General features: G+C 63.2%; 26 protein-coding genes and 1 pseudogene. 18 read left to right on the top strand and 9 right to left on the bottom strand.

Annotation, left to right across the window (positions count from 1 at the left end; translation table 11 throughout):
• Positions 1–4: 4 nt before the first annotated feature.
• On the bottom strand, positions 5–1,087 hold the full coding sequence (locus EN885_RS16045; protein ID WP_128242165.1) for a LacI family DNA-binding transcriptional regulator: 1,083 nt from the start codon (positions 1,085–1,087) through the stop codon (positions 5–7).
• 143 nt (positions 1,088–1,230) lie between these two features.
• Between EN885_RS16045 and EN885_RS16040 the strand changes: the two genes are divergently transcribed.
• Complete coding sequence (locus tag EN885_RS16040; protein ID WP_128242164.1) at positions 1,231–1,374, top strand: hypothetical protein; 144 nt, start codon at positions 1,231–1,233, stop codon at positions 1,372–1,374.
• Between the two features lie 62 nt (positions 1,375–1,436).
• Positions 1,437–1,604, top strand: a complete 168-nt coding sequence (locus tag EN885_RS33605; protein ID WP_164897856.1) for a hypothetical protein — start codon at positions 1,437–1,439, stop codon at positions 1,602–1,604.
• Here the strand turns inward: EN885_RS33605 and EN885_RS16035 are convergent.
• Together EN885_RS16035 and EN885_RS16030 are read right to left on the bottom strand one after the other, a co-directional pair.
• The gene (locus EN885_RS16035) at positions 1,599–1,973 is read right to left on the bottom strand and encodes a DUF423 domain-containing protein (RefSeq protein ID WP_128242163.1); all 375 of its coding nucleotides are present in this window, start codon (positions 1,971–1,973) and stop codon (positions 1,599–1,601) included. The two genes, EN885_RS33605 and EN885_RS16035, sit on opposite strands and share 6 nt — an antisense overlap.
• A 41-nt stretch (positions 1,974–2,014) precedes the next feature.
• Positions 2,015–3,274 carry a multidrug efflux MFS transporter gene (locus EN885_RS16030; RefSeq protein ID WP_128242162.1) on the bottom strand — a complete coding sequence of 420 codons (1,260 nt, stop codon included), beginning with the start codon at positions 3,272–3,274 and terminating at the stop codon, positions 2,015–2,017.
• Positions 3,275–3,452: 178 nt separating this feature from the next.
• On the opposite strand from EN885_RS16030, the gene EN885_RS16025 reads away from it, so the two are divergent.
• Both EN885_RS16025 and EN885_RS16020 read left to right on the top strand, forming a co-directional pair.
• Complete coding sequence (locus EN885_RS16025) at positions 3,453–4,118, top strand: GntR family transcriptional regulator (protein ID WP_128242161.1); 666 nt, start codon at positions 3,453–3,455, stop codon at positions 4,116–4,118.
• A gap of 58 nt (positions 4,119–4,176) precedes the next feature.
• A complete protein-coding gene (locus EN885_RS16020) occupies positions 4,177–4,437 on the top strand; it encodes a DUF982 domain-containing protein (RefSeq protein ID WP_095485747.1) in 261 nt (86 codons plus the stop codon).
• A 55-nt stretch (positions 4,438–4,492) separates the two neighbouring features.
• Here EN885_RS16020 and EN885_RS16015 read toward each other — a convergent pair whose 3' ends face one another.
• A complete protein-coding gene (locus EN885_RS16015) occupies positions 4,493–4,651 on the bottom strand; it encodes a hypothetical protein (protein ID WP_023798419.1) in 159 nt (52 codons plus the stop codon).
• 204 nt (positions 4,652–4,855) lie between these two features.
• Between EN885_RS16015 and EN885_RS16010 the strand changes: the two genes are divergently transcribed.
• Complete coding sequence (locus EN885_RS16010) at positions 4,856–5,827, top strand: glycosyl transferase family 90 (RefSeq protein WP_128242160.1); 972 nt, start codon at positions 4,856–4,858, stop codon at positions 5,825–5,827.
• Positions 5,828–5,860: 33 nt separating this feature from the next.
• Here the strand turns inward: EN885_RS16010 and EN885_RS16005 are convergent, their stop codons facing one another.
• On the bottom strand, positions 5,861–6,904 hold the full coding sequence (locus EN885_RS16005) for an aldo/keto reductase (protein ID WP_128242159.1): 1,044 nt from the start codon (positions 6,902–6,904) through the stop codon (positions 5,861–5,863).
• 260 nt (positions 6,905–7,164) lie between these two features.
• Here EN885_RS16005 and ppk2 point away from each other — a divergent pair, with 260 nt between their 5' ends.
• Entirely contained in the window at positions 7,165–8,085 is a 921-nt protein-coding gene (ppk2, locus tag EN885_RS16000) for a polyphosphate kinase 2 (protein ID WP_095485749.1), read from the top strand.
• A 238-nt stretch (positions 8,086–8,323) separates the two neighbouring features.
• Here the strand turns inward: ppk2 and EN885_RS15995 are convergent, their stop codons facing one another.
• Positions 8,324–8,968, bottom strand: coding sequence for a dihydrofolate reductase family protein (locus EN885_RS15995; RefSeq protein WP_128242158.1), 645 nt, complete (start codon positions 8,966–8,968; stop codon positions 8,324–8,326).
• Between the two features lie 396 nt (positions 8,969–9,364).
• Here EN885_RS15995 and EN885_RS15990 point away from each other — a divergent pair.
• Positions 9,365–9,535: pseudogene (locus EN885_RS15990) on the top strand (transposase); the annotation flags it as partial.
• 23 nt (positions 9,536–9,558) lie between these two features.
• Here EN885_RS15990 and EN885_RS15985 read toward each other — a convergent pair.
• The 3 genes from EN885_RS15985 to EN885_RS15975 all read right to left on the bottom strand — a co-directional run bounded on the left by EN885_RS15985 (position 9,559) and on the right by EN885_RS15975 (position 12,177).
• Positions 9,559–10,032: a nucleoside deaminase gene (locus EN885_RS15985; RefSeq protein ID WP_095485751.1), complete on the bottom strand. Its 474-nt coding sequence runs from the start codon at positions 10,030–10,032 to the stop codon at positions 9,559–9,561.
• A 193-nt stretch (positions 10,033–10,225) separates the two neighbouring features.
• Positions 10,226–11,257 (bottom strand): porphobilinogen synthase, encoded by a 1,032-nt coding sequence (gene hemB / locus EN885_RS15980; protein ID WP_095485752.1) that lies wholly within the window; start codon positions 11,255–11,257, stop codon positions 10,226–10,228.
• Positions 11,258–11,355: 98 nt separating this feature from the next.
• Positions 11,356–12,177, bottom strand: a complete 822-nt coding sequence (locus EN885_RS15975; RefSeq protein WP_095485753.1) for a DUF2066 domain-containing protein — start codon at positions 12,175–12,177, stop codon at positions 11,356–11,358.
• Between the two features lie 162 nt (positions 12,178–12,339).
• On the opposite strand from EN885_RS15975, the gene EN885_RS15970 reads away from it, so the two are divergent.
• The 11 genes from EN885_RS15970 to EN885_RS34845 all read left to right on the top strand — a co-directional run bounded on the left by EN885_RS15970 (position 12,340) and on the right by EN885_RS34845 (position 22,657).
• Complete coding sequence (locus EN885_RS15970; RefSeq protein ID WP_128242157.1) at positions 12,340–13,383, top strand: enoyl-CoA hydratase/isomerase family protein; 1,044 nt, start codon at positions 12,340–12,342, stop codon at positions 13,381–13,383.
• Complete coding sequence (locus EN885_RS15965; RefSeq protein WP_095485755.1) at positions 13,380–13,802, top strand: DUF6163 family protein; 423 nt, start codon at positions 13,380–13,382, stop codon at positions 13,800–13,802. Before EN885_RS15970 ends, EN885_RS15965 begins: the two co-directional genes overlap by 4 nt.
• Positions 13,803–14,058: 256 nt before the next feature.
• Positions 14,059–14,574, top strand: a complete 516-nt coding sequence (locus tag EN885_RS15960) for a winged helix DNA-binding protein (protein WP_126106904.1) — start codon at positions 14,059–14,061, stop codon at positions 14,572–14,574.
• A gap of 336 nt (positions 14,575–14,910) precedes the next feature.
• Positions 14,911–16,164, top strand: coding sequence for a L,D-transpeptidase family protein (locus tag EN885_RS15955; protein ID WP_126106903.1), 1,254 nt, complete (start codon positions 14,911–14,913; stop codon positions 16,162–16,164).
• A gap of 107 nt (positions 16,165–16,271) precedes the next feature.
• Complete coding sequence (locus tag EN885_RS15950) at positions 16,272–17,918, top strand: Na+/H+ antiporter (RefSeq protein WP_128242156.1); 1,647 nt, start codon at positions 16,272–16,274, stop codon at positions 17,916–17,918.
• A gap of 118 nt (positions 17,919–18,036) precedes the next feature.
• On the top strand, positions 18,037–19,350 hold the full coding sequence (gene glyA / locus EN885_RS15945; RefSeq protein ID WP_128242155.1) for a serine hydroxymethyltransferase: 1,314 nt from the start codon (positions 18,037–18,039) through the stop codon (positions 19,348–19,350).
• Positions 19,351–19,435: 85 nt separating this feature from the next.
• Entirely contained in the window at positions 19,436–20,008 is a 573-nt protein-coding gene (locus EN885_RS15940; RefSeq protein WP_128242185.1) for a hypothetical protein, read from the top strand.
• A gap of 150 nt (positions 20,009–20,158) precedes the next feature.
• Entirely contained in the window at positions 20,159–20,650 is a 492-nt protein-coding gene (gene nrdR / locus EN885_RS15935) for a transcriptional regulator NrdR (RefSeq protein WP_095485765.1), read from the top strand.
• Positions 20,651–20,652: 2 nt separating this feature from the next.
• Complete coding sequence (gene ribD, locus EN885_RS15930; protein ID WP_095485766.1) at positions 20,653–21,783, top strand: bifunctional diaminohydroxyphosphoribosylaminopyrimidine deaminase/5-amino-6-(5-phosphoribosylamino)uracil reductase RibD; 1,131 nt, start codon at positions 20,653–20,655, stop codon at positions 21,781–21,783.
• Entirely contained in the window at positions 21,783–22,400 is a 618-nt protein-coding gene (locus tag EN885_RS15925; RefSeq protein ID WP_126106899.1) for a riboflavin synthase, read from the top strand. The genes ribD and EN885_RS15925 overlap by 1 nt, the downstream gene beginning before the upstream one ends.
• A gap of 59 nt (positions 22,401–22,459) precedes the next feature.
• Positions 22,460–22,657, top strand: coding sequence for a DUF1778 domain-containing protein (locus EN885_RS34845; RefSeq protein WP_126106898.1), 198 nt, complete (start codon positions 22,460–22,462; stop codon positions 22,655–22,657).
• The last annotated feature ends 82 nt before the right edge of the window (positions 22,658–22,739 follow it).

Here is a 22,739-nt window from a genome sequence, read left to right as displayed (position 1 = left end):
GGGCTCAAGCTGTTTTGGGCGGCGGTCCGGAAGATGCCCTGACGACAAGCTCGACGCCGAGCGTCTCGCGCCGCACCGTGCCGTCGAAATCGAGGATCATTCGTGCCGCCCGGCGGCCAATCTCGGCGATCGGCTGGGCGATCGTGGTGAGCGCAGGATCACAAAGCGCCGCCTCAGGCACGCCGTCGAAGCCGATGACCGAGACGTCGCCGGGAACCGCGATGCCCCGCGCGCTCAGCCATTCGATCGCGACCATGGCCATCCGGTCCGACATCGCCAGGATGGCGGTCGGCGGCTCGCCGCCTGCGAAGATCGCCTCGAGGCCAGCCCTAGTGCTGGCTTCGTCGTTTTCGGTCTCGTATACCGGAATCCCGGCGGTATCGACGCCGAACCGGGAAAGCGCCTCGAAATAGCCGACGAGGCGATCGCGTGTGCCGGTATAGGCGGCCGTCCGGATCTGCTGCGGCGAGACGAGACCGGTCCTGTCGTCGGCGAAAGGCAGCGCCAGAACGGCGAAGCGCCGGTGGCCAAGCTCGGCGAGATGCTGCGCTGCCAGGCGGGCGCCGGCGACATTGTCGACGCCGATCGCGGAAACCGTGTCATCCTCCGAGCCGAGTTCGAGCGCGACGAAGGGGAGCTTTCGTTCGCGTGTCAGCTCGACGAGGCGCGGACCTCCCTCGATGCAGAACAGGATAAAACCGTCGACCAGCGCGCTCTGGATGTTCCAGGCAAGCTTCTCCTCATTGCCCGCCGATACCAGCGCGATGCCGGCACCGGTGGCGTCACATGCCTCGGAAATCCCGGCCATCATCGCGCGGGCAAAGGGATCGTCGAAGAAATAGGACAGCGGTTCAGTCGTGGCGACGCCGATCGCGTTGACCTTGCCGGCGCGCAGCAGCCGGCCCTTGGGATCCGGACCCGCATAGCCCATCGCCTCGGCCGCTGCCTTGACCCGTTCGCGGACTTCCTCGCGCACGATCTCGGGACGGCTGAACACGTTGGAGGCGGTGCCATGCGAAACCCCGGCGGCCTTGGCTATGTCGGCCAGCCGGATGGGTCTTGTATTGCCTTCGGTGGATGACACCATTTTTTTGCCTCCAGGCAGCTACCTAGCACCTTTGTTGGATCGATTCAAATTTTTGCTTGACATTGGTGCGGGCGGGTATATTTTTGAATCGATCCAAACGTTGCGCTAACCGTCGATTGGATCGATTCAGGAAGGAGAGTGCCATGCACCCCGTCAATTATCTGTTCGAAGACATCTACCGCAACGACTGGAGCATCACCTCGAACGCGATGACCAGGACACGTCGCGGCAGCGCCAGCCCATGGATCCGCGACCTGCGTTTTCTCGTGGAGCGCAAGCGGAGCTGATCGGCAGCGCTTTTTCGTACCTGTCGATTGGATCGATTCAAATTGGAAAAGGGAGCCTTGCCATGCATCCGATCAAGCACCTGTTCGAAGATATCTATCGCAACTATTGGGGCATCTCGCCGGCCACGGATCGGCCGGAGCGGCGCCGCCTGACCAAGCCGGCCGCACGCGATCGCGACCTGCCGGTCCGGCCCGAACGCCGGCAGGATTTGCCATCGTCTGACTCATGAGCGCGGGCGCACCAGCGCCGAGGCCGCAATCGCCAGCCAGCCGCCGATGAGCAAGGTGCCGCCGATCGGCGCCGACAGCGGGAAAAGCCGCGAGCCGAGGAAGTCCCGGGCGAGGAGATCGCTACAGAACAATACAAGCCCGACGAGAAGGATGAGGCTTGCGATTCGCAGGATACGGTTTGCGCCGACGAGACCGATTGCAAGAAAGACCGGCGCATGCATGAGCAGGAAGGACGCGACCATGCCGACGAAAGCGCCGCCTAAATGCGCCGCCGCCGCGGACAGCGCCACGCCGGCCGCGCCGCACAGGCCGCCGACGAAAACGAGGATGCGGCCGCTGCCGCTTATTGGTTGCTCGGCCGTGCTCATGTCTCTGGTCTCCGTGGAGTAATGATGGCCCGCAAACGGTGTCACGACTTTCCAGCCTGCACCAGCATGTCACGCGCGCGGCGCGACTGGACCAGCCAGTTATACACCGCTCCGCCCGCCATCAGCACGGACGTGCCGAGAAACACCGCGCGCATGCCGAAATGACCGCCGACGAAGCCGCCGAGCAGCGGCCCGGCGACCTGTCCGACATATTGCGCCGAGATCGATAGGCCGAGCACATTGCCGCCGACGCCGTCCGGAACATTGTGGCGGATGACGCTGGTGATGCAGGGCAGGAGACCACCGAGCGCCAGCCCCATCAGGAAACGCAGGCCGACGAGCTGCCAGGCCTGCGTGACGAAGGCTTGCGGGATCAGCAGCAGCGCCGATACGGCAAGCGCCCCAATGATGACGTTCCAGTGGCCGACGCGGTCGGCGAGCTTGCCGAGGCGCGAGGCCGACAGGATGGCGCCAAGTGCCGCCGCCGACATGACGACGCCGGAGATCAGCGTTAGCAGGCTTTGGTCCTCGATGAGCTGCTGGACGTAGACCGTGATGATCGGCTCGATCGACATGGTAGCGAAACTCAACAGCATGCCGGTCGCCAGCATGGCGACGACGGGGCGCTTGTCCTCGATTTGCGACCAGCCGCCTTGCGCCTTCTCAGTCGAAGCTGCCTTGTCGGCTGTCGGGCGAGGGTTCTCCTTGATGAGAAAAGTCGTTGCCAGGAACGCCAGGAAAATGACGCCGCCGGCGAGCAGGAAGGTGGCGCGGATGCCGATCATGGGCGGCAGCGCGCCACCGAGCAGGGGACCGACGAGAGCGCCGGCGGTGATGCCGGCCGACAGCACGCCGAGCGCCCAGCCGGACCGGTCCTTCGGCGTCTGCATGGCCACCAGGATGGTCGAGCCCGAGGAATAGCCGCCGGCGAAGCCGATCAGCAGGCGCAGCAGCACCAACTGCCAGACAGTCTCCACCATGCCGGTCAGCGACATGCAGACGGCCATGCCGAAACTGGCGCGGACCAGCATCAGCTTGCGGCCGTAGCGGTCGCCCAGCCGTCCCCACAGCGGCGCCACCAGCGCGGCGGCGAAGAAAGTGGCGCCATAGGCCACGCCGGACCACTGCACGATAGCTGCATGCCCCTCGGCGCCCAGCTGCTCGACATAGAGCGGCAAGAAAGGCAACAGCAGCGTCATGGCGACAAGCGTGCTGAACGAGCCGGCAAAGCACACGGCGAGATTGCGGCGCCAGTGGATGTTGTGGGTGCCTTGCGCGGCGAGGGTGGCATCTTGCGGCATGTCATGTCCTATCCGGCAAGCCATGAAACTTGCTCCGGATACCAATCTGGGATACCAAACTGGTATCCGTCATGGACGCAAGCCCGGCCGCTGTCAATGCGGCCCTCTCAAACGTGACCGGCAAACGATGGTAGGCGAGCCGATCGCCAGCAAAAACGGCCAGAAATCGGAAACCGCAATGTCGCAGATGCAGAATGTCGAAATTGGGCTTCGCGAGATGATCCTCGGCCTCGAGGTCGGTCCGGGCGAGCGGCTGACGGAACGCTGGATCGAAAGCCGCTTCGGGGCCTCGCGCACGCCGGTCAGGGCAGCATTGCTGCGGCTCGAAACGGAAGGTCTGGTCTGCCGCGACGGGCGCGGCTGGACCGTGTCGCCCATCAACCTCGCCGAGCTCGAGCAGATCGCCGTCTACCGCGAGGCGGTCGAGGTCGCGGCCGTCAGGCTGACTTGTGCCTTGGAGGACAGGACCGCCGTCGACGTCATCGAGGCGATGCTGGACTCCTGCGACGTCGGCACCCCGCGCGAGGAATGGCACCGCGTCGGCATGGATTTTCACATCGAGCTGGCACGGCTGTCCGGCAACGAGTTCCTGTTCAGGGCGGTCCGCGATGCCATGACGCGCCTGTCGCGCGCCCGCTGGCTGGAGGTTCGCGACGAGGCGGCACTCGCCCGCGCCTGGGCCGAGCACCATGCCATTCTGGCAGCGGTTCGGACTGGCGATGCCGATGAGGCAGCACGTCGGCTTTCGGCCCATATCGTCGGCAGCCGCGACCGGCTGGTGACATCTTTGCACAATGACCGGCGCGGCCTGCGCGCCAGGGGATTTGCCGTAGTCGCGGCCTGATTGCCGAGGCAACCACTTTCGCCCTCGCTTCGCGAGCGCCGATGGCGTAAGAGCGGCGATGGAAAACAACCGATTTGAAACACCCGTGACCGTCAAGTCGGGCGCGGAGGGAACCACTCAGCTCTTGCGTACGGCCCGCGAGGCTTCCGATTACCTCCTCAACAACTGGCCCGGCAAGCGCAGTCCAAAGCATCGCGAAGCGCTGCAGGCCTGCCATGATGCATTGGCCGGCGACAAACCGGCCATGATCGCGAGGCGCGCCTTCATAGCCGCCGCGCGCGAAGTGAACGTTTTCGTCAGCGACAAGGCGCCGGCCTGAAGACGCAGCGGGATTCCTAGGCCAAATCCGATCCGCCTCGCGGGCCGGACGCCGTTTATTCCGCCGTTTCCGTTTCGGTCTCGGAGGTGGTCTCGTCCTCGGGCTTCGAACGTTCCTTGGCTGCGACCTTGGCCGCCTGCTTTTCCGCCTTCTTGGCGGCCTTCTGCCGGTCGCGTTCCTTGCGTTCTTGGCCGTAATTCGGTGCTCGCGCCATATCTCTTCCTTTCGCAATGCTGAAGGTTGTTAGCCCTGCCTAGGAGCATTGGGCTGCAAACACAACACCGCAAAGGCCGATCGGCTCCATACATAGCCGGCAAGCCGGCTGCACGCGGTTCCGGGCTTGCAAGATGGCTGGCACAATGGTGTAGGAGAGACCGGGGTACAAATAACAAGCTCACCTGTTTTTACCAAGTGACCGATGGCCACGCTTCAAAGAAACGCACAGAAGCTATTCTACTATGCGCGCAATGCCATGCGCGATATCGCGCCGCAGGCGCTGTTCCGCCGCAGGCTCGGCGGGCTGCTCGATCGGGCCAGGCTTTTGGACGGGTCGATCCGCGCGCGTCTCAACTATTACAACAGGCTGCAGGACGCTTTCGCGCCGAGCGCCGATGCCGTGCCGGTCAGCCGGCTGCCGACAGACCGGAGCATGTATTACTACGATCTGAAGGAATTCACCCGCTACTTCGATCCCGATTTGCGCATCGACCTCGAATTCGGCGACGTCATCGAGGTGCCTGCCATGCCGTCGATCGTCAAGGATCGGCCGATCGCCGGCGACAACAGGAACGGGGTCCTGTTCAAGCTCAACAAGTTCCGCCACTTCCACATGCCCGCCGACGATGTTGCCTTCGCGGACAAGCTTCCGGTCGCCGTCTGGCGCGGCGAGCTCAACAATCCGATACGGACCTTGCTTCTGGAGGCCGCGCGCGATCTGCCCTTTTGCGATGTCGGCACGCCCAAGCCGACGGCAGCGCCGGAATATCGCAAGCCCTATTTGAGCATCGATCAGCAGCGGCGCTACCGCTACATCATTTCGCTCGAGGGCAACGATGTGGCGACCAATCTCAAATGGATCATGAGCTCGAATTCGCTGTGCCTGATGCCGCCGCCGACATACGAGACATGGTTCGGCGAAAGCGAACTCGTGGCTGGTGTCCACTATGTGCCGCTCGAACCGGATTTCTCGGACCTCGCCGAGCGGGTGCAGTATCTCGAGAAGCATCCGCCTGAGGCCGAACGCATCGTTGCCGCGGCCAACGCCTATTGCCGCAAGTTCGCCGATGAGCGGGCCGAGCAGGCGATCTGCTTGCTCGTGCTCTACAAATATTTCGTGCTCAGCGGCCAGATCGAGCCTGATCCCGAGGTCTGGCGTTTTATCTCGGGCTAGCCCGCGGCGATCTTCGACCTGATCCGGACCCTGTCAGATAGCATCCCGGTCGAGGACCAGATCGGCCGGACCGAACCGGTCTTTTGCGGTGAACTGCTGGTGCCAATAGGGGTAGAGAACAGGAGGCCTGCTCACAGCGTCCAGGCGTGCGCGCTGATCGCTGGTCAGAGCCAGGCTGGCGGCGGCGATATTGTCCTTGAACTGCGCTTCGGTCCGGCCGCCGATCACCAGCGAGCTGATGGCCGTCCGGCCGAGCAGCCAGGCAAGCGCCACCTGCGCTGCCGACACGCCATGGTTCTTGCCGATATAGGCAAGCACGTCGACGATCCGCCACAGCCGGTCCTCGTCGCGGATCGGCGGTTCCTTCCAGCCGCTGAGCTGACGGGAGGTGGCCTGGTCGCGGTGATATTTGCCGGACAGCAATCCACCGGCAAGCGGGCTCCACACCAGCACGCCAAGCCCCTGGTCGACCGAGATCGGCAACAATTCATATTCGGCTTCGCGCGCTTCCAGCGTGTAGTGGATCTGCTGGGTGACGAAGCGCGGCTGGTGCTGGCGATCGCTGATCCCCAGTGCCTTCATCACTTGCCAGCCGGAATAGTTGGAACAGCCGACATAGCGGACCTTGCCCTGGCTGACGAGCGTGTCGAGCGCGGCGATGGTTTCCTCGAGCGGCGTCGTGCCGTCCCATTCGTGCAGGAAATAGATGTCGATGACATCGGTCCTGAGGCGCTTCAGGCTTTTCTCGCACTCGCGGATCAGATGGTAGCGCGACAGCCCTTCGTCGTTGGGGCCATCGCCGATCCGCATGCGCGCCTTGGAGGCGATCAGCACATCGCCCTTGCGTTTGCCGCCGAGCGCTTCGCCGATGATCTCCTCCGAAAGCCCGTTCGAATAGACATTGGCGGTGTCGATGAGATTGATGCCGGAATCGATGCAGAGGTCGATCATCCGGCGCGCCTCGTCGAGATCGGTCTTGCCGACCGCCGAAAATGCGCCGGCGCCGCCAAAAGTCATGGTGCCCATGGTGAGCGTCGAAACCTTCAGCCCGGAACGGCCGAGAGTGCGGTATTCCATGTCAGATCCTCGCAATTGCGCTGAGAAGGCGGTGCTTCGAAGGCTGCCCGAAGGAGCCTGGCATTTGTAGGACAATTCGTGCAGCTTGTCGCCCATGCCATGGAAGGCGGATCGATCACATCTTACCGTTTTGGGTGACCGGCGCACGAGCCGGCTGCAATAAAACCGTCATTGCCGGCCTGTATGCAAGTCGGCTCAAGGTGTTCGATCTCGGCCGGCAGGCCGGACGCCGACACGGGCGTGCACGCGGAGCAGCATAAATGACCGAAGCAAAACAGAATTCTCCTGCCAGGGATTGGCTGGAAGCGGAGCTAGCCGACACGCTCGACGAAGACTACGAGCTGGAAATGTCGGAACCCGCGCTGTCGCTGGAAATCGCCAAGATCTACAAGAACGCGCATCCGCCCTCGATGGATCGCATGCAGTATTTTCGCGACCTGATCACGCTGCAATCCGAATTGATCAAGCTGCAGTCCTGGGTGGCTTACCACAAGAAGAAGCTGGTGGTGGTTTTCGAGGGCCGCGACTCGGCCGGCAAGGGTGGCGTCATCAAGCGCATCACCCAGCGGCTCAATCCGCGCATCTGCCGCGTCGTAGCACTGCCGGCGCCGACCGAGCGCGAGAAATCGCAATGGTATTTCCAGCGCTACGTCCCGCATCTGCCGGCAGGCGGCGAGATCGTGCTGTTCGACCGCTCATGGTACAACCGCTCCGGCGTCGAAAGGGTGATGGGATTTGCCGAACCGGATCAGGTCGAGGAGTTCTTCCGCGACGTGCCGGAGTTCGAGCGCATGCTCGTCCGTTCCGGCGTCACGCTGGTCAAATACTGGTTCTCCATCACCGACGAGGAGCAGCAGATGCGCTTCCAGATGCGCATCCATGATCCGATGAAGCAGTGGAAGCTCTCGCCGATGGACCTGCAGTCGCGCGTGCGCTGGGAGCAGTACACCAAGGCCAAGGAAGAAACGTTCGCCCGCACCAACATTCCCGAAGCTCCTTGGTTCATCGTCGAGGGTAACGATAAGAAGCGGGCGCGGCTGAACTGCATCGATCATCTCCTCAAGCAGATGCCTTATGAGGAGGTGCCGCACGAAGAGATCACGCTGCCCGACCGCGTCTTCAATCCCGAATACGAGCGCCAGGTGCTGCCGCGCGAGCTGTACGTGCCGGAGAAGTATTGATCATCTGGGACTGCTAAAGACCCGGACGGGCGGCATTCCTTCGCGCCCCCCTCTGTCCTGCCGGACATCTCCCCCACGAGGGGGGAGATTGGCAGCGTCGCCGACGGTGCCAATCTTGCAACGCTGATGATTGGCGAAAGCCGGCGCGACATCCGATCTCCCCCCGTGTGGGGGAGATGTCCGGCAGGACAGAGGGGGCGCGAAGGATCGCGGCGCAGAGGGCTGCGCCTCAGTGAGACTACGCGCGCTTGATGATGACGTGCGTGGCATTCGGCGTCGCGACCTGCTCGCTGCACCGGTAGCCGAGCTTGAGCATGTCGATGCCGGCAAAAAGGTTCTCGCCGGAGCCGAGCAGCATCGGCGATATCGCCAGATGCATGTCGTCGATGAGCTTTTCCCTGAGATATTGCCGGATCGTGGCGACACCACCGCCGAGCCGGACATCCTTGCCATCAGCCGCTGCTTTCGCCCTTTCCAGCGCTGAGTGGATACCGTCGGTCACAAAATAGAAGGTCGTGCCGCCCGCCATGACGATGGGATTCCGCGGATGGTGGGTGAGCACGAAGACCGGCACATGGTAGGGTGGATTGTCTCCCCACCAGCCTTTCCAGCTTTCATCCGGCCACTCGCCGCGGATCGGCCCGAACATGTTGCGGCCCATTATCCACGCCCCAACATTTTCGAAGCTGCGCGCCACGAACCCGTCGTCCGTGTCTGTGGTACCGCGATCGTCGCCAGACATGTTGCGGAAGGTCCGGGTGCCGAACATCCAGTTGTGCAGGGCTTCCCCACCTACGCCCAGCGGCTCTTTCAGGTCCTGGTCGGGACCGGCGCCATAGCCGTCGATTGACAGGGTGAAAGCGTTGACGCGAAGCTTGGACATGAGTACCTCCCTCGAGACCAGTTGTGAAATGCAAGCACTTGCTTTTAGCTATACTGATTGCATTTTGCAAGCGGTATTTTGAAATCTCCGCCGAGCGATGAGCGGCTTGTTTGGGCCAGCCGCGTCAGGACCGCAGCCAAGACGGGTGGTTGCAGCAGCAGTTGCTTGCGCCGCGATGCCTCGAGGATGCGTTTACGTCATCAAGCATGGCCTGCAATGGAAGGATGCGCTGCAGGCCTACGGGGGTAGATGAGCGGCCACAAAGGGGCACGCATGGTTCTCGATGCCCTGCCGCCCTGCCAAAGCCCTGATTGCGGATCGCGGTTATGACAGCGCCATTTCGCGAGGCTTTGTGGAACAAAGGCATCGAGCCTTAGCATCCCGTCGAGCCGAAGTCGGAAAGTCCCATATCCCTACGACAGGGCACTCTATCGCCAGCGCCACAAGGTCGAGAACCTCTTCGCCAAGCTCAGAGACCGGCGGCGCATTGCAACCCGATACGACCGATGCGCGCATACCTTCTTCTCGGCGATCTGCATCGCCGCAACCGTCATCTTCTCGCTCTAATCAGAGCGTCCTGAGCCGAGGCTCTAAGCCTTGCCCAGATGCTTTGGCCAGAATTCCTGGTGGACTTCGGCGGCTTCGTCTTCGAGGTTCGTCGGGCCAACCACAGTGACGATGCGCGCGCCGGTCTGCAACACCGCCCGGCTCGGCACGTTCAACCCGATCCCAGCGATCTCGCCCAGCCGCGCTTCGGAGCACGCAAACACCATACGCCCGACGCCCGACCAGTAAATCGCCCCGGAGCACATCGCGCACGGCTCGGTGCTGGTGTAGAGCGTGCAGTCAGCGAGAAAAGCAGCGTCGTAGTGCTGCGCCGCTAGTTTAACCAGGTTCATCTCGGCGTGGTTCGTCATATCGTGGCCGGTGAAGACGCTGTTTTCGGCGCGCAGGATTACTTCGCCGTCCTTCACCAGCACCGAGCCAAACGGTTCGTCGCCGCGTTCCATTGCGGATTTCGAGAGCGCAATTGCCTCGCGTAAAAACGGCTCGTGGCTTTCCATCAGAGTCTCCCAAAAAGCTAGAGTGGGATGATTGTCTTGAATCGGAGGGATTTCCAAGGGCTGCAGATCAGATTCAGTTAGGCGATCTGCATCGCCGCAACCGTCATCTTCTGGCTATGCGCACGGCCGACTGTTTGATCTCGGCCTTCAACATAGGATGAAGGCTGTCGCGTGTGGTGATGATTGCGAGTACCTACCCCTTCAGCATCGCCGCCACTTCGGGCGCGAAATAGGTGAGGATCCCGTCGCAGCCGGCGCGCTTGAAGGCGAGGAGCGATTCCAGCATCGCCTTGTCGCCGTCGATCCAGCCATTGGCGGCAGCCGCCTTGATCATCGAATATTCGCCCGACACCTGATAGGCGAAGGTCGGCATCCGGAATTCGTCCTTCAGCCTGCGAATGATGTCGAGATAGGGCAGGCCGGGCTTGACCATCAGCATGTCGGCGCCCTCGGCGAGATCCTGCTCGGCCTCGCGCACGGCCTCGTCGGAATTGGCGTGATCGAGATAATAGGTCTTCTTGTCGCCCTTGAGCAGGCCGGCGGTGCCGACCGCCTCGCGATAGGGTCCGTAGAAGGCGGAGGCGAATTTCGTCGCGTAGGACATGATCGCCACATCCTGAAAACCATTGGCGTCGAGCGCATCGCGGATGGCGCCGATGCGGCCATCCATCATGTCGGAGGGCGCGATGATGTCGGCGCCGGCCGCCGCCTGGATGACGGCCGCCGCCGTCACCTGTTCCACCGTCTCATCGTTGACGATGATGCCGTCGCGCAAGATGCCGTCATGGCCGTGCGAGGTGAAGGGATCGAGCGCCGCGTCGGTGATGATGCCGATTTCGGGCACCGCGTGCTTGATGGCGCGCGTAGCGCGGTTGATGACGTTTTCCGGATCGAGGATGTGCGAGCCGGTCTGGTCGCGCAGGCCGAGCTCGACATTGGGGAAGGTTGCGATCGCCGGAATGCCGAGCTTTGCCGCGCGCTCGGCCTCCTTGACGGCAAGGTCGAGCGACAGGCGGAAGACGCCGGGCATGGCGGCGATCGGTTCGCGGATATTTTTCCCATCGACGACGAAGATCGGCCAGATCAGGTCGTCGACGGAGAGCCGGTTCTCCTGCACAAGGCGGCGCGACCAGTCGGCCTTGCGCATGCGGCGCAAACGGCGGCTGCCGGTGATCTCGTCGACGCTGCGCGCGCCGGCAGGCTTTGCTGGGGTGAATTTGTTCATCGCCAAAACTCCGGATCGGCGGCTTTTACCACGAGCCTCCGCCGCTGACCAATGCGACACGATTGTGCCAGGCTGGCATCGCCTGGATATCGGTATACCTAATCCGGCTGACCGTTGCCGGACAGGACCTGCACCGCACCCCGCATGGCGACGCGGAACGCCTCGTCGAAACTGACGCCGCGCACTTGCCAGTGATAGGTCTTGCCGCCCGTGGCAAGCCGCCAGTCGGCGATCCAGCCCAATTCTTTGTCGCTCCAGACGATGCTACCGGCAAGCGCCTGGTCGGCGCCGACCTGTTTGGCGGCCTTATCCAGAGCCGCCATGTCCGTCTCGTGCAGCGCCTTGTCGTCAAGCCCGGATTCGGAGAGGTGTGACGCCTCGGGAAATGCGATCCGCATCGCCAGCGGGTCGGCAGCATTCACGAATGATTCGCGCATCGGTGCGCCGCGCTCATCGTCTGCGGTCAGCGCGAAATGCCTGGCGCCTCGCTCCGTTGCCAGAAAGATCGCCAGCTGCGGCCGCTCGGCAAGCCACGGCCGGCTGCCGAGCGATGCCAGCACCGGGTCGATCACGGCGGGTTTGTAGAGGCAAGTAAGATCGTGCGGCCGGTCATGCGTGCCCTGTTCGTCGTGGATCGGAATGCCTTCCATCCGGTCGCGGTAGCGGAATTCGGCAACGAAGCTGCCAGCCTTGTCGCGCAGTGCCGCCATCTCAGGCTTTTTCGGCAGCCGCTGATCGCCGGAGACCCTGACCAGAACCGCATCCAGGCAAGCCTTAAAACCGATCTGGCGGTTCTGCTCGCCTTGGCCGGTCACGATGGTCCGCGCGCTATAAAGGTCGTCATTGGCGGATGCAGGATGGGCAGTCGCGCATACCATCAGGCCGATCGCCGCAAGGGCAAGACGCAAAAATCCAGGCATGGTTCAACGTCCGGTTGGAAAGCCCGTCATCAAGATAGTCAATTCTAGCATCGGGCGCCGGCGGCGACCAAGGCGGCAGGATTGCACCGTTGGCATTGACGCACCCATGCGCCACGCTTTAGCACTTCAGTCCCGGCGGCGCGGGGGAGGGATTCTATCGCGATGGATTTTGGCGGCGGCGACGAGATCCGCTTCGAACGATTGGGCAAGGCTGGCGTCGTCACGCTGACGCGGCCGCAGGCGCTCAATGCCGTCACCCATCGCATGGTCAAGGCGCTCGACAAGGCGCTGCGCGCCTGGGAGCGGGATCATGAAATCGATGTCGTCGTCGTCAAGGCCGAGGGCAGGGCGTTTTCGGCCGGCGGCGACATCCTCCACGTCTACGAGGCCGGCCGGGCGGGAAAGCCGCCGGTCGATTTCTTCGCCGACGAATACCGGCTGAACGCCCGCATCGCGCGGTTCAAGAAACCCTATGTCGCGCTGATCGACGGCATCGTCATGGGCGGCGGCGTCGGCATCTCGTTTCACGGCTCGCAGCGCGTGATGACCGAGAACGCTCAATTCGCCATGCCGGAAGTCGGCATCGGCTTTTTCCCAGATGTCGGCGCCAGTCATCTCCTGCCGGACCTTGGCCGCAGCTTCGGCATGTATCTGGCCCTGACCGGAAACCGCATCCGCTATGGCGATGCTTTGTGGTCGGGCCTGGCGACGCATACGATCAAGGCGGAGGATCAGGCCGGCTTTCTCGATCGGCTGGCGGCGAGCGGCGATCCGGAATCGGTGCTGCGCGGTTTCTTCGTCCCGGCGCGGCGCGAGACGGACAGGCCGACGCTGGAAGCGATCGCCCGCCATTTCGCGCAACCGTCGCTGGGTGACGTCATCGGTAGCCTGGAACGAGCTGCTCAAACCGATGCGTTCGCGGCCAAGACGCTGGCGACGATCCGCACCCGCTCGCCGACTAGCCTGCATGTCGCCTGGCGTGAGATCAGCGCCGGGCTGACGCTGTCGATGGACGAGTGCATGCGTATGGAGTTCCGTATCCTCAACCGCATGCTTGCCGGCCATGATTTCTACGAAGGCATTCGCGCCGCTATCATCGACAAGGGCTCGACACCGCTCTGGCGGCCGGCAGGCATCGATATGATCAGCGCTGCCGATGTCGACGCCTATTTCGCGCCGCTCGGCGAACGGGAACTCGAACTGTGAGCGACGCCACGTCGAGACGCGTCGTGCTCCAGCCCTCGACGATCGAGATCATCTTCGCCTGGTTCCAGCGCGTCGTATCCGGCTACTGCCTGTTGTTCGGGATTTTGTACTGGATCCGGCTGATCGGCTTCTACCCCGGCCCGTTGTGGCGCTTCGACCTGATGCCGGTGCATTGGCAGGTGGCGGCGGTGATGCTCGCCGTCTTCTTTCCCTTCGCTGCCGCCGGCCTGTGGATGCTGGCCTCCTGGGGGCCGGTGATCTGGGTGATCTGCGCGGTGACCGAGACCGTCATGTATGCCGGCTTTCCCGAGCTCTTCGGCCACCGCCTGCTGATCGTCGCCTCGCATGCGGCGGTGGCGCTGCTCTACATCGTCTTTCGCGTGGTGATCTGGATGCAGAAGCGTCAGACCCGGCAATAGAGCATCGGACCGATGCTCAACAAGAATAGCGCCGCGCGTCCCATTGGACGCCCAAATTTCCGCCCGGAACCATTGGCTAAATCTTTAGGTTAATCATCCTTGTTCGGGTGACCCTTCGTTAAGCCTCTTTCGAAACCTCTTACCGGTAAGCTCTTGTTAGCCCTAGCGTTTAAGTCGAATTTTATGAGTATTCGATAGTGTCGCGATCAAGGTGAAAAACAAAAAATCACCAGGCGACAAACGAGAGGCAAAGACAATGATCAATTCCCGTCCGGCGGCGAAGACCGCCAACGTATCCGATGACCGCCGCGAGGCGATCCGTTCGCTGTACATGGAATCGCTGCAGCTGGTGGAGCGCCTGCACCGCCGTCTGCTTGACGTGATCAAGGACGAATTCGACCGCAACGGCCGTTCCGACATCAACGCCATCCAGGCGCTGCTGCTCTTCAACATCGGCAATTCGGAGCTGACCGCCGGCGAGCTGCGCTCGCGCGGCTACTATCTCGGCTCGAACGTCTCCTACAATCTGAAGAAGCTGGTCGATCTCGGCTTCATCAACCACCAGCGCTCGCGCATCGATCGCCGTTCGGTGCGGGTCTCGCTGACGCCGAAGGGCAACGAGGTGGCGGAAGTCGTCGGCGGCCTCTACGAGCGCCATGTCGGCTCGATCGAGCAGGTCGGTGGCATCAACACGGAAGAATTCAAGCAGATGAACCGCGCCCTGCAGCGGCTGGATCGCTTCTGGAACGATACCATCGCTTATCGGATGTAAGGCATATCCGCCGCATGCAGGGGAAGCCGCGCCGAAGAAGCGCGGTCGGGTAGGGAGCTAAAGACCGGTGGCCGAAAAGCACCGGTCTTTCCGTTTCGTGAGGGCCAGCCGATCCAAATCACGGTCAGGGCCACGTTGCCGCCATATTCCCGGTGAAAGCGAGAATGCGGGTGATGTTAGCAGCGAAAGCCAAGCGTCTCCCTGAACGCGCGTCGCCCCCGGCGCGTTCTCACAACCGAAGGGGCCATGGTTGGCTAATTGTTAAGAACGCCAACTCTAGAGTGCGGGCGGGATCGCCCGGTGAAGAGAATTGTTACAAGACTGTCTGGAGCGTACATGAGAACCAGTCGCCGTTTCTTCCTTTCCGGAGCTTCCGCGTTGGCAGCGACGATGCTTGCCAGTGGCGCCAGCGCGCAGGACGTGATCGGGGATATCCTGAAATCCTCGGGCCGCGGCAACTGGGACGACCAGTTCGACGCCCGCGCCAGCCAGGGCGGCAAGGTGGCTTCGACGCTGCCGATCGTCAGCCCGCAGACCGTTTCCTTTACCGAGCAGGCGATAGCGCAGTATCAGAATATCGTCGCGCAGGGCGGCTGGGAGCCGGTCCCGGACACCAAGAAATTGCAGCTCGGCGTCATCGACCCCGACGTGGTGCCGTTGCGCAGGCGCTTGATGGTTTCGGGCGACCTGGCGCAGAGCGCCGGCCTGTCAGAGGCCTTCGATTCCTATGTCGATGCCGCGGTCAAGCGCTTCCAGGCGCGCCATGGCCTGCCTTCCGACGGGACCCTGGGCCAATATACCTATGCGGCGATGAATGTTTCGGCGCAGGTCCGGCTTGGCCAGTTGCAGACCAATCTGCAGCGGCTGCACGAGCGCGCCGGCACGCTGGGCAACCGTTATGTATTGGTCGACATCCCGGGCGCCCAGATCGAGGCGGTCGAGAACGACCGCGTCGTGCTGCGCCACACCGCCGTTGTCGGCAAGATCGACCGCCAGACGCCGATCGTCGATTCCAAGATCAACGAGATCATCGTCAATCCCTACTGGAACGCGCCGGTCTCGATCGTGCGCAAGGACATCATTCCGCTGATGCGGAAGGACCCCAACTATCTCAAGGACAGCAAGATCCGTCTGTTCGCACCGGATGGCAGCGAGGTCGATCCGCTGAACGTGGACTGGTCGACCGACGACGCCGAGAAATACCGCTTCCGCCAGGATCCGGGCGCCGGCAATGCAATGGCCTCTGTCAAGATCAATTTCCCGAGCCCGGATGGCGTCTATATGCACGACACGCCGCAGCAGAGCCTGTTCGGCAAGATGATGCGCTTCGATTCCTCGGGCTGCGTGCGCGTCCAGAACGTGCGCGATCTCGTCACCTGGATCCTGCGCGACACGCCAGGCTGGAACCGTCAGCATTTCGAGGCGGCGATCAAGAGCGGCGAGAACATCCCGGTGCAGGTCAACAATCCGGTGCCGGTCTATTTCCTCTACATCTCGGCCTGGTCGACGGGGCCTGGAGTCGTGCAGTTCCGCGACGACATCTACGGGCTCGATGGAGCCAACGAGCTGCAGATCACCTCTGCGCTCTAAGCGACTGATCTTTTTACTGAAAGGCCGCCGCTGAGGGCGGCCTTTTTGTATCCGGCTGGAGGGCGCGCTTTGCGCTGGGTCCGGAAAGCGCCGTTCGGTACAGGGCCATGCAAGTTGCCATCTTCATCCTGGTCGTGCTCGGCTTCGTCGCGGTTTCGGGCGCGCTGGTCCGGCTGGTGCAGGTGCCGTTGCCGGTGCTGCAGATTGCCATGGGTGCTGCACTCGCCTGGCCGGTGCGCGGCGTCCATATCGAGATCGATCCCGAGCTGTTCCTGCTGGTGTTCATCCCGCCGCTGCTGTTCAGCGATGCCGTCACTGCACCGAAGCGCGAGTTGCTGGCGCTGCGCGGCCCGATCCTCGACCTTGCCATCGGGCTCGTCTTCTTCACAATCGTCGGCTTCGGCTATGCCTTGCATTGGCTGGTGCCGAGCATCCCGCTGGTCGTCGCCTTCGCGCTCGCCGCGGTGCTGTCGCCGACCGACGCGGTAGCCGTCTCCTCGATCGTCGACCGGAACGTGGTTCCGGCGCGGCTGATGCACATTCTGGAAGGCGAGTCGCTGCTCAACGACGCGTCTGGCCTCGTCATGTTCCGCTTCGCCGTGGCGGCAGTGCTGACCGGCAGCTTTTCCTTCGCCGCCGCTTCGCTGAGTTTCCTCTACGCCGTTGCTGCCGGCATCCTGGCCGGTGTGGTGGCGGTGTTCGCCGCCGCCAAGGCGCTGCAATTGCTTAACCGCATCGGCGGTGTGCCGGCCGAGGCACAGGTGCTGGTGATGATCCTGATCCCCTTCATTGCCTATCTCGGCGCCGAGCATGCCGGTGCGTCCGGAATCCTGGCCGCCGTCACCGCCGGTGTGCTCACCAGTGGGTCCGGCATATTCCGCTATCTCGGGGTATCGGCGCGCATGCAGACCATATCGCTGTGGACGACGCTGTCCTTCGTCTTCAACGGTGCGCTGTTCATCCTGCTCGGCCTGCAGCTTCCCGACATCATCCGCCATGTGCCGCCTGAGCTGAGCAGCCGGCATTGGCTGATCGAGCCGATCCTGACAGTGCTGATCCTTACCCTATGCCTGATCGCGCTGCGCTTCCTGTGGATCTGGGTTGGTGACATCGCGGCCCGCCTTGCCGCGCGACTTGGCAAGCGCAAGGCCGAGACGTTCGGCCTGCGCGTGCGGCTCGCCGGCTCGGTGGCGGGCGTGCGCGGCGCCATCACGCTGGCCGGCATCCTGTCGCTGCCGCTCGCCATGCCGGACGGCTCGCCGTTTCCGGCGCGCGATGTGGTGATCTTCCTCGCCGCGGGCGTCATCATCTGTTCGCTTGTCATCGCCAGCCTTGCCTTGCCGAAGATAGCGCGCGGGCTGGTCGAGCCGGGCGAGCATCCCGGTGCTGCCGAGGAACGCCTGGCGCGTGTCGGCGCGGCCAAGGCGGCGATTGCCCGCATCGAGAGCATCGCGGGGACACAAGACGGGGACGAAGGCGAGGTGCCCGGTGCCCGGCTTGCCGCTGCCGACAGCATCGTCGCCGGTTATCGGCGTCGCATCGCCGCCTCCGACGAGGCCGATGAAGCCCGCACCGAGGCCCGCGAAGCCGGACGGCTCGAGCTCGAAATGAGGCTTGCCGGCATCGAGGCCGAGCGCGCGGCCGTGCGCGCCATGTTTCGCAGCCGTGAGATCAACGACCATACGATGCAGGCGCTGTTGACCGAGATCACGCTTACCGAAGCCTTGCTGAAGGGCCGTCAGGCGAGGAAATAGCCGGCTCTTCGCCTTGCTGCCGCAATCCGGCCAGCAAATTTCGCGCCTCAAACGTGGCGGGGCGGAAGCAACTGTGTTAATGGCGCGGCAGACCCCCCGGACGACAAGGATCTCAAGCATGGCAACAGCAGCGGCAGTGTCGAACAAATTCGAATCCTTCTTCGAAACCACGCTTGCCGATGCCGATCCGGAGATTTTCGGCGCGATCCGCAATGAACTTGGCCGCCAGCGCCACGAGATCGAGCTGATCGCATCGGAAAACATCGTCTCCCGCGCCGTGCTTGAAGCGCAAGGGTCGATCATGACCAACAAATACGCCGAGGGCTATCCGGGCAAGCGCTACTATGGCGGCTGCCAGTTCGTCGACGTGGCCGAGGAACTGGCCATCGAGCGCGCCAAAAAACTCTTCGGCTGCAACTTCGCCAACGTCCAGCCGAATTCCGGCAGCCAGATGAACCAGGCGGTGTTCCTGGCGCTGCTGCAGCCCGGCGACACCTTCATGGGCCTCGATCTGAACTCTGGCGGGCATCTGACCCATGGATCGCCGGTCAACATGAGCGGCAAATGGTTCAAGGTCGTTTCCTACGGCGTGCGCAGGGACGATCACCTGCTCGACATGGATGCGATCGAGAAGACCGCGCAGGAGACCAAGCCGAAGCTGATCCTGGCCGGCGGCACCGCCTATTCGCGGGTCTGGGACTGGAAGCGCTTTCGCGAGATCGCCGACTCGATCGGCGCTTACCTGATGGTCGACATGGCGCATATCGCCGGCCTGGTCGCCGGTGGCGTGCATCCGTCGCCGCTGCCATATGCCCATGTGGTGACCACCACCACGCACAAGTCGTTGCGCGGCCCGCGCGGCGGCATGATCCTGTGCAATGATGAGGACATCGCCAAGAAGATGAATTCGGCCGTGTTTCCGGGTCTGCAGGGTGGCCCGCTGATGCATGTCATCGCCGCCAAGGCGGTGGCCTTCGGCGAAGCGCTGAAGCCAAGCTTCAAACTCTATGCCGAGAGCGTCGCCGCCAATGCCAAGGCGCTGGCCTCCAGCCTGCAGGAAACCGGTCTCGACATCGTTTCCGGCGGCACCGACAATCATCTGATGCTGGTCGACCTGCGTCCCAAGAACGCCACCGGCAAGCGTGCCGAGGCAGCGCTTGGCCGCGCCAACATCACCTGCAACAAGAACGGCATTCCTTTCGATCCCGAAAAGCCGTTTGTCACCTCGGGTGTGCGGCTCGGCACGCCGGCCGGCACGACGCGCGGTTTCGGCCAGGCCGAGTTCCGCGAGATCGGCAAGCTGATCGCCGAGGTGCTGGACGGGCTCAAGGCCGCAAATTCCGACGAGGGCAATGCGGCCGTCGAGGCCGCGGTGAAGGCGAAGGTGGCCGCGTTGACGGACCGCTTTCCGCTCTATCCATATCTCGGCTGAGCCCACACAAACTGTCATCCCTTATCGGCCGTAGGAGAAGCACCGTTCCAGCGGGGACGGAGTCCGGACAGGAGCCCTGACGATGATGCAGATTTTCCGTGTCGCTGGTTTTGGCGTGTTGGCGACATTGACCACCTTGCCGCTGTCCGCCGCCTTGGCACAGTCCGCGCCCACCCCGGCCGCACCTACGACAGAAACCTTCGGCAAATGGTCCACCACCGTGGACGAGATCGATACCAGTGAGGATCTGCGCAAAACCTGCGTCGCCTCGACCGCCTTTCTCGACGCGAGCGGTACCAGCGGCACCCTCACACTCGCCATCTCGAACGGTGATGCACTGCCGCCCGATGGCTATCCGACCCTTGTCGTCGCCATGAAAAACAAGGACTTGCCGACTGGCGAGAACATTCCGGCGGTGTTCGGCGACAGCAACGGCAAGGTCAAGGCGACCGTCAATGCCCTTGCCGGCGGGAAGTGGATGTTGAACAACAAGACCGAGGTCAGTCTGGCGCTGCTGCGGGCCATGCGCCGCGCCAGCTCACTCGATGTCACCTTCGGCGACACGCCAGTCGCGACTGTATCGATGGACGGCTTCACCAAGGCCTATCGCAGCCTCGGCGTATCCTGTGGATTCCCGACCGGCGATGTCGCGCCGTAATCGGCCGGCGTTGCCGTCTGGCATGATGCTGGCAATTTTCCTCGCGCCTCGCTATCTCTGAGGCGCGAGAGGCCATCCCCGGTGCTTTGCCATCCCGACAAAAACCTCTAAGCCTTTCGCTCCACGAGAATCGCGAACATAAGGCTCTCCATGCGCTGTCCCTACTGCCAGTCCGAAGATACGCAGGTGAAGGATTCGCGCCCCGCCGAAGATGGCGCGGCGATCCGCAGGCGGCGCGTCTGCCCCGATTGCGGCGGTCGCTTCACCACCTTCGAGCGCGTGCAGTTGCGCGACCTCGTGGTGGTGAAGAAGTCCGGACGTAAGGTGCCGTTCGACCGCGACAAGCTGCTGCGCTCGGTCGAGATCGCGGTGCGCAAGCGCAATGTCGATCCCGAGCGCATCGACCGCGCGGTGACCGGCATCGTGCGCCAGCTCGAAAGCTCGGGTGAGACTGAAGTCGCCTCGGGCGAGGTCGGCCGCCTGGTCATGGAAGCGTTGAAGTCGCTCGACGACGTCGCCTATGTGCGTTTCGCCTCGGTCTATCGCAATTTCCGCGAGGCCAAGGATTTCCACGATGTGCTGGGCGAACTGAAGGGTGACGAGCTCAAGGGTGACGAGCTCAAGGAAGAGGACGCCGGCTGAGCATGGCAAGGCCCGGGCGCAGTCAAGCCGAACAAGAGGTTCTTGATCGCCGCTTCATGGCGGCGGCACTCAGGCTGTCGCGGAAAAACGCCGGGCGGACCTCGACCAACCCTTCGGTCGGCACGCTGATCGTGCGCGACGACGGCACCGGGCCGATGATCGTCGGCACCGGTGTCACTGCTGTCGGTGGCCGGCCGCATGCCGAAACGGAAGCTCTGGCCGAGGCCGGCGAGCTGGCCCGCGGTGCCACCGCCTATGTCACCCTGGAGCCCTGCGCCCACCATGGCCGCACGCCGCCTTGCGCCAATGCGCTGCTCAATGCCGGAGTCACGCGGGTGGTTGGGGCTGCGAGCGACCCCGATCCACGCGTGTCCGGCAATGGCTATGCGATCCTGCGTGCCACCGGTGTCGAAGTGGTCGAAAAGGTGCTGGTGGCAGAAGCCGCCGAGCAAATGGCCGGCTATCTCACTCGATCTCTCAAGAAGCGTCCGGAAGTGATTCTGAAACTTGCACTTTCCAGCGACGGCAAGATCGGCATGGAAGGCGAGGGGCAGGTCTCGATCACCGGCGACATCGCTCGGCGCGAAGTCTATCTGATGCGGGCCGAAGCCGACGGCATACTGATCGGCATCGGCACGGCGCTGGAGGACGATCCGGCGCTGACGGTGCGGTTGCCGGGGCTGGAAAACCGTTCGCCGGCGCGCATCGTGCTCGATCGCCAGATCAGGCTGCCGGAGACGTCGAAACTGGTAGCCGGCGTCGACCGGGTTCCGCTCTATGTCGCCGCCTGTGCTGAAGCCGATCCGCACCGGCGGGCCGCGCTCGAACGCGTCGGCGTGCGCTTCATCGGCACTGAGACGTATGAAGGCGATATTGCGCTGCCGGAGCTGCTCGAGGACCTGGCCGCGCTCGGCATGGCGAGCGTGCTGGTCGAGGGCGGCGCCAAGGTGGCCAGGGCCTTCCTCGCCGAAGGGCTGGTCGACCGCATCGTGCTGTTCCAGGGGCCGGAGCCGATTGGCAAGGGCGGCATTGCATCGCCCATCGACGCCAGCCATATCCCGGCAGGATTTCGCAAATTGCGCGACATGCGTTTCGGCGAAGACAGTTACGCCGAGTGGATAAGGGATTTCTGATGTTTACCGGGATTGTCACCGATGTCGGCACCGTCGCTGCCGTCAAGCCACTGAGGGAAGGGGTCGGCTTGCGTATAGACACCGCTTATGACCCTGAGACGATCGCTATCGGCGCTTCGATTTCTTGCGGCGGCGTCTGCCTGACTGTGACGGCGCTGCCGGAAAGCGGCGCCAATGCACGCTGGTTCGAGGCCGAGGCGTGGGAAGAGGCGCTCAGGCTGACGACAATGGCGGACTGGAAATCCGGCACGAGGATCAATCTGGAGCGGGCGCTGAAAATCGGCGACGAGCTCGGTGGCCACATTGTATCAGGCCATGTCGACGGCATGGCCGAGATAGTGGGGCGCAAGGAGGAAGGCGACGCCGTGCGCTTCACGCTGGACGCGCCGCGCGACCTGGCCAAATTCATCGCGCCCAAGGGCTCCGTCGCGCTCGACGGCACCTCGCTCACCGTCAACAAGGTCGAGGGCACCCGCTTCGACGTGCTGCTGATCCATCACTCGCTGACGGTGACAACCTGGGGCGAACGCCAGGTCGGTGACCGAGTCAACTTAGAGATCGACACCATGGCCCGCTATGCGGCGCGGCTAGTGGAGGCGGCGAAAGAGGGGCTTTAGAAATTTCTTCGCAACCCCGAGCGATAGCGGTAGACAGTCGTCAGGAGAACGGAACGGCTATGACTTCGCTTGAATGCCGACCTTTGCAGCTATCTGATCGGGACCGCCAGGTTTTCGTGGATGCTCTTCTCAAGCCGCAGCCGGTCAACGATCGTTTGCGCGACACGGTGCGCAGATATCGGCGGGCTACTTGCTCTCGGGAGGCGGGCTCTGAATTTGTCGGGCCGAAAGACTTGCCTCCGGCACGGCAGGAATAGCCGAGCGCCTAGCAACATTCCAACATCTTCGCTTGCGATCAAACCGGCTTCGGCCTAAGTCACCGGCGATCCCGGAGACATC

The organism is Mesorhizobium sp. M6A.T.Cr.TU.014.01.1.1 (genome assembly GCF_004022765.1).
Lineage (GTDB): Bacteria > Pseudomonadota > Alphaproteobacteria > Rhizobiales > Rhizobiaceae > Mesorhizobium > Mesorhizobium mediterraneum.
The sequence above is the reverse complement of the archived record's forward strand: the minus strand, read 5'-3'. Positions and strand labels throughout refer to the sequence as shown.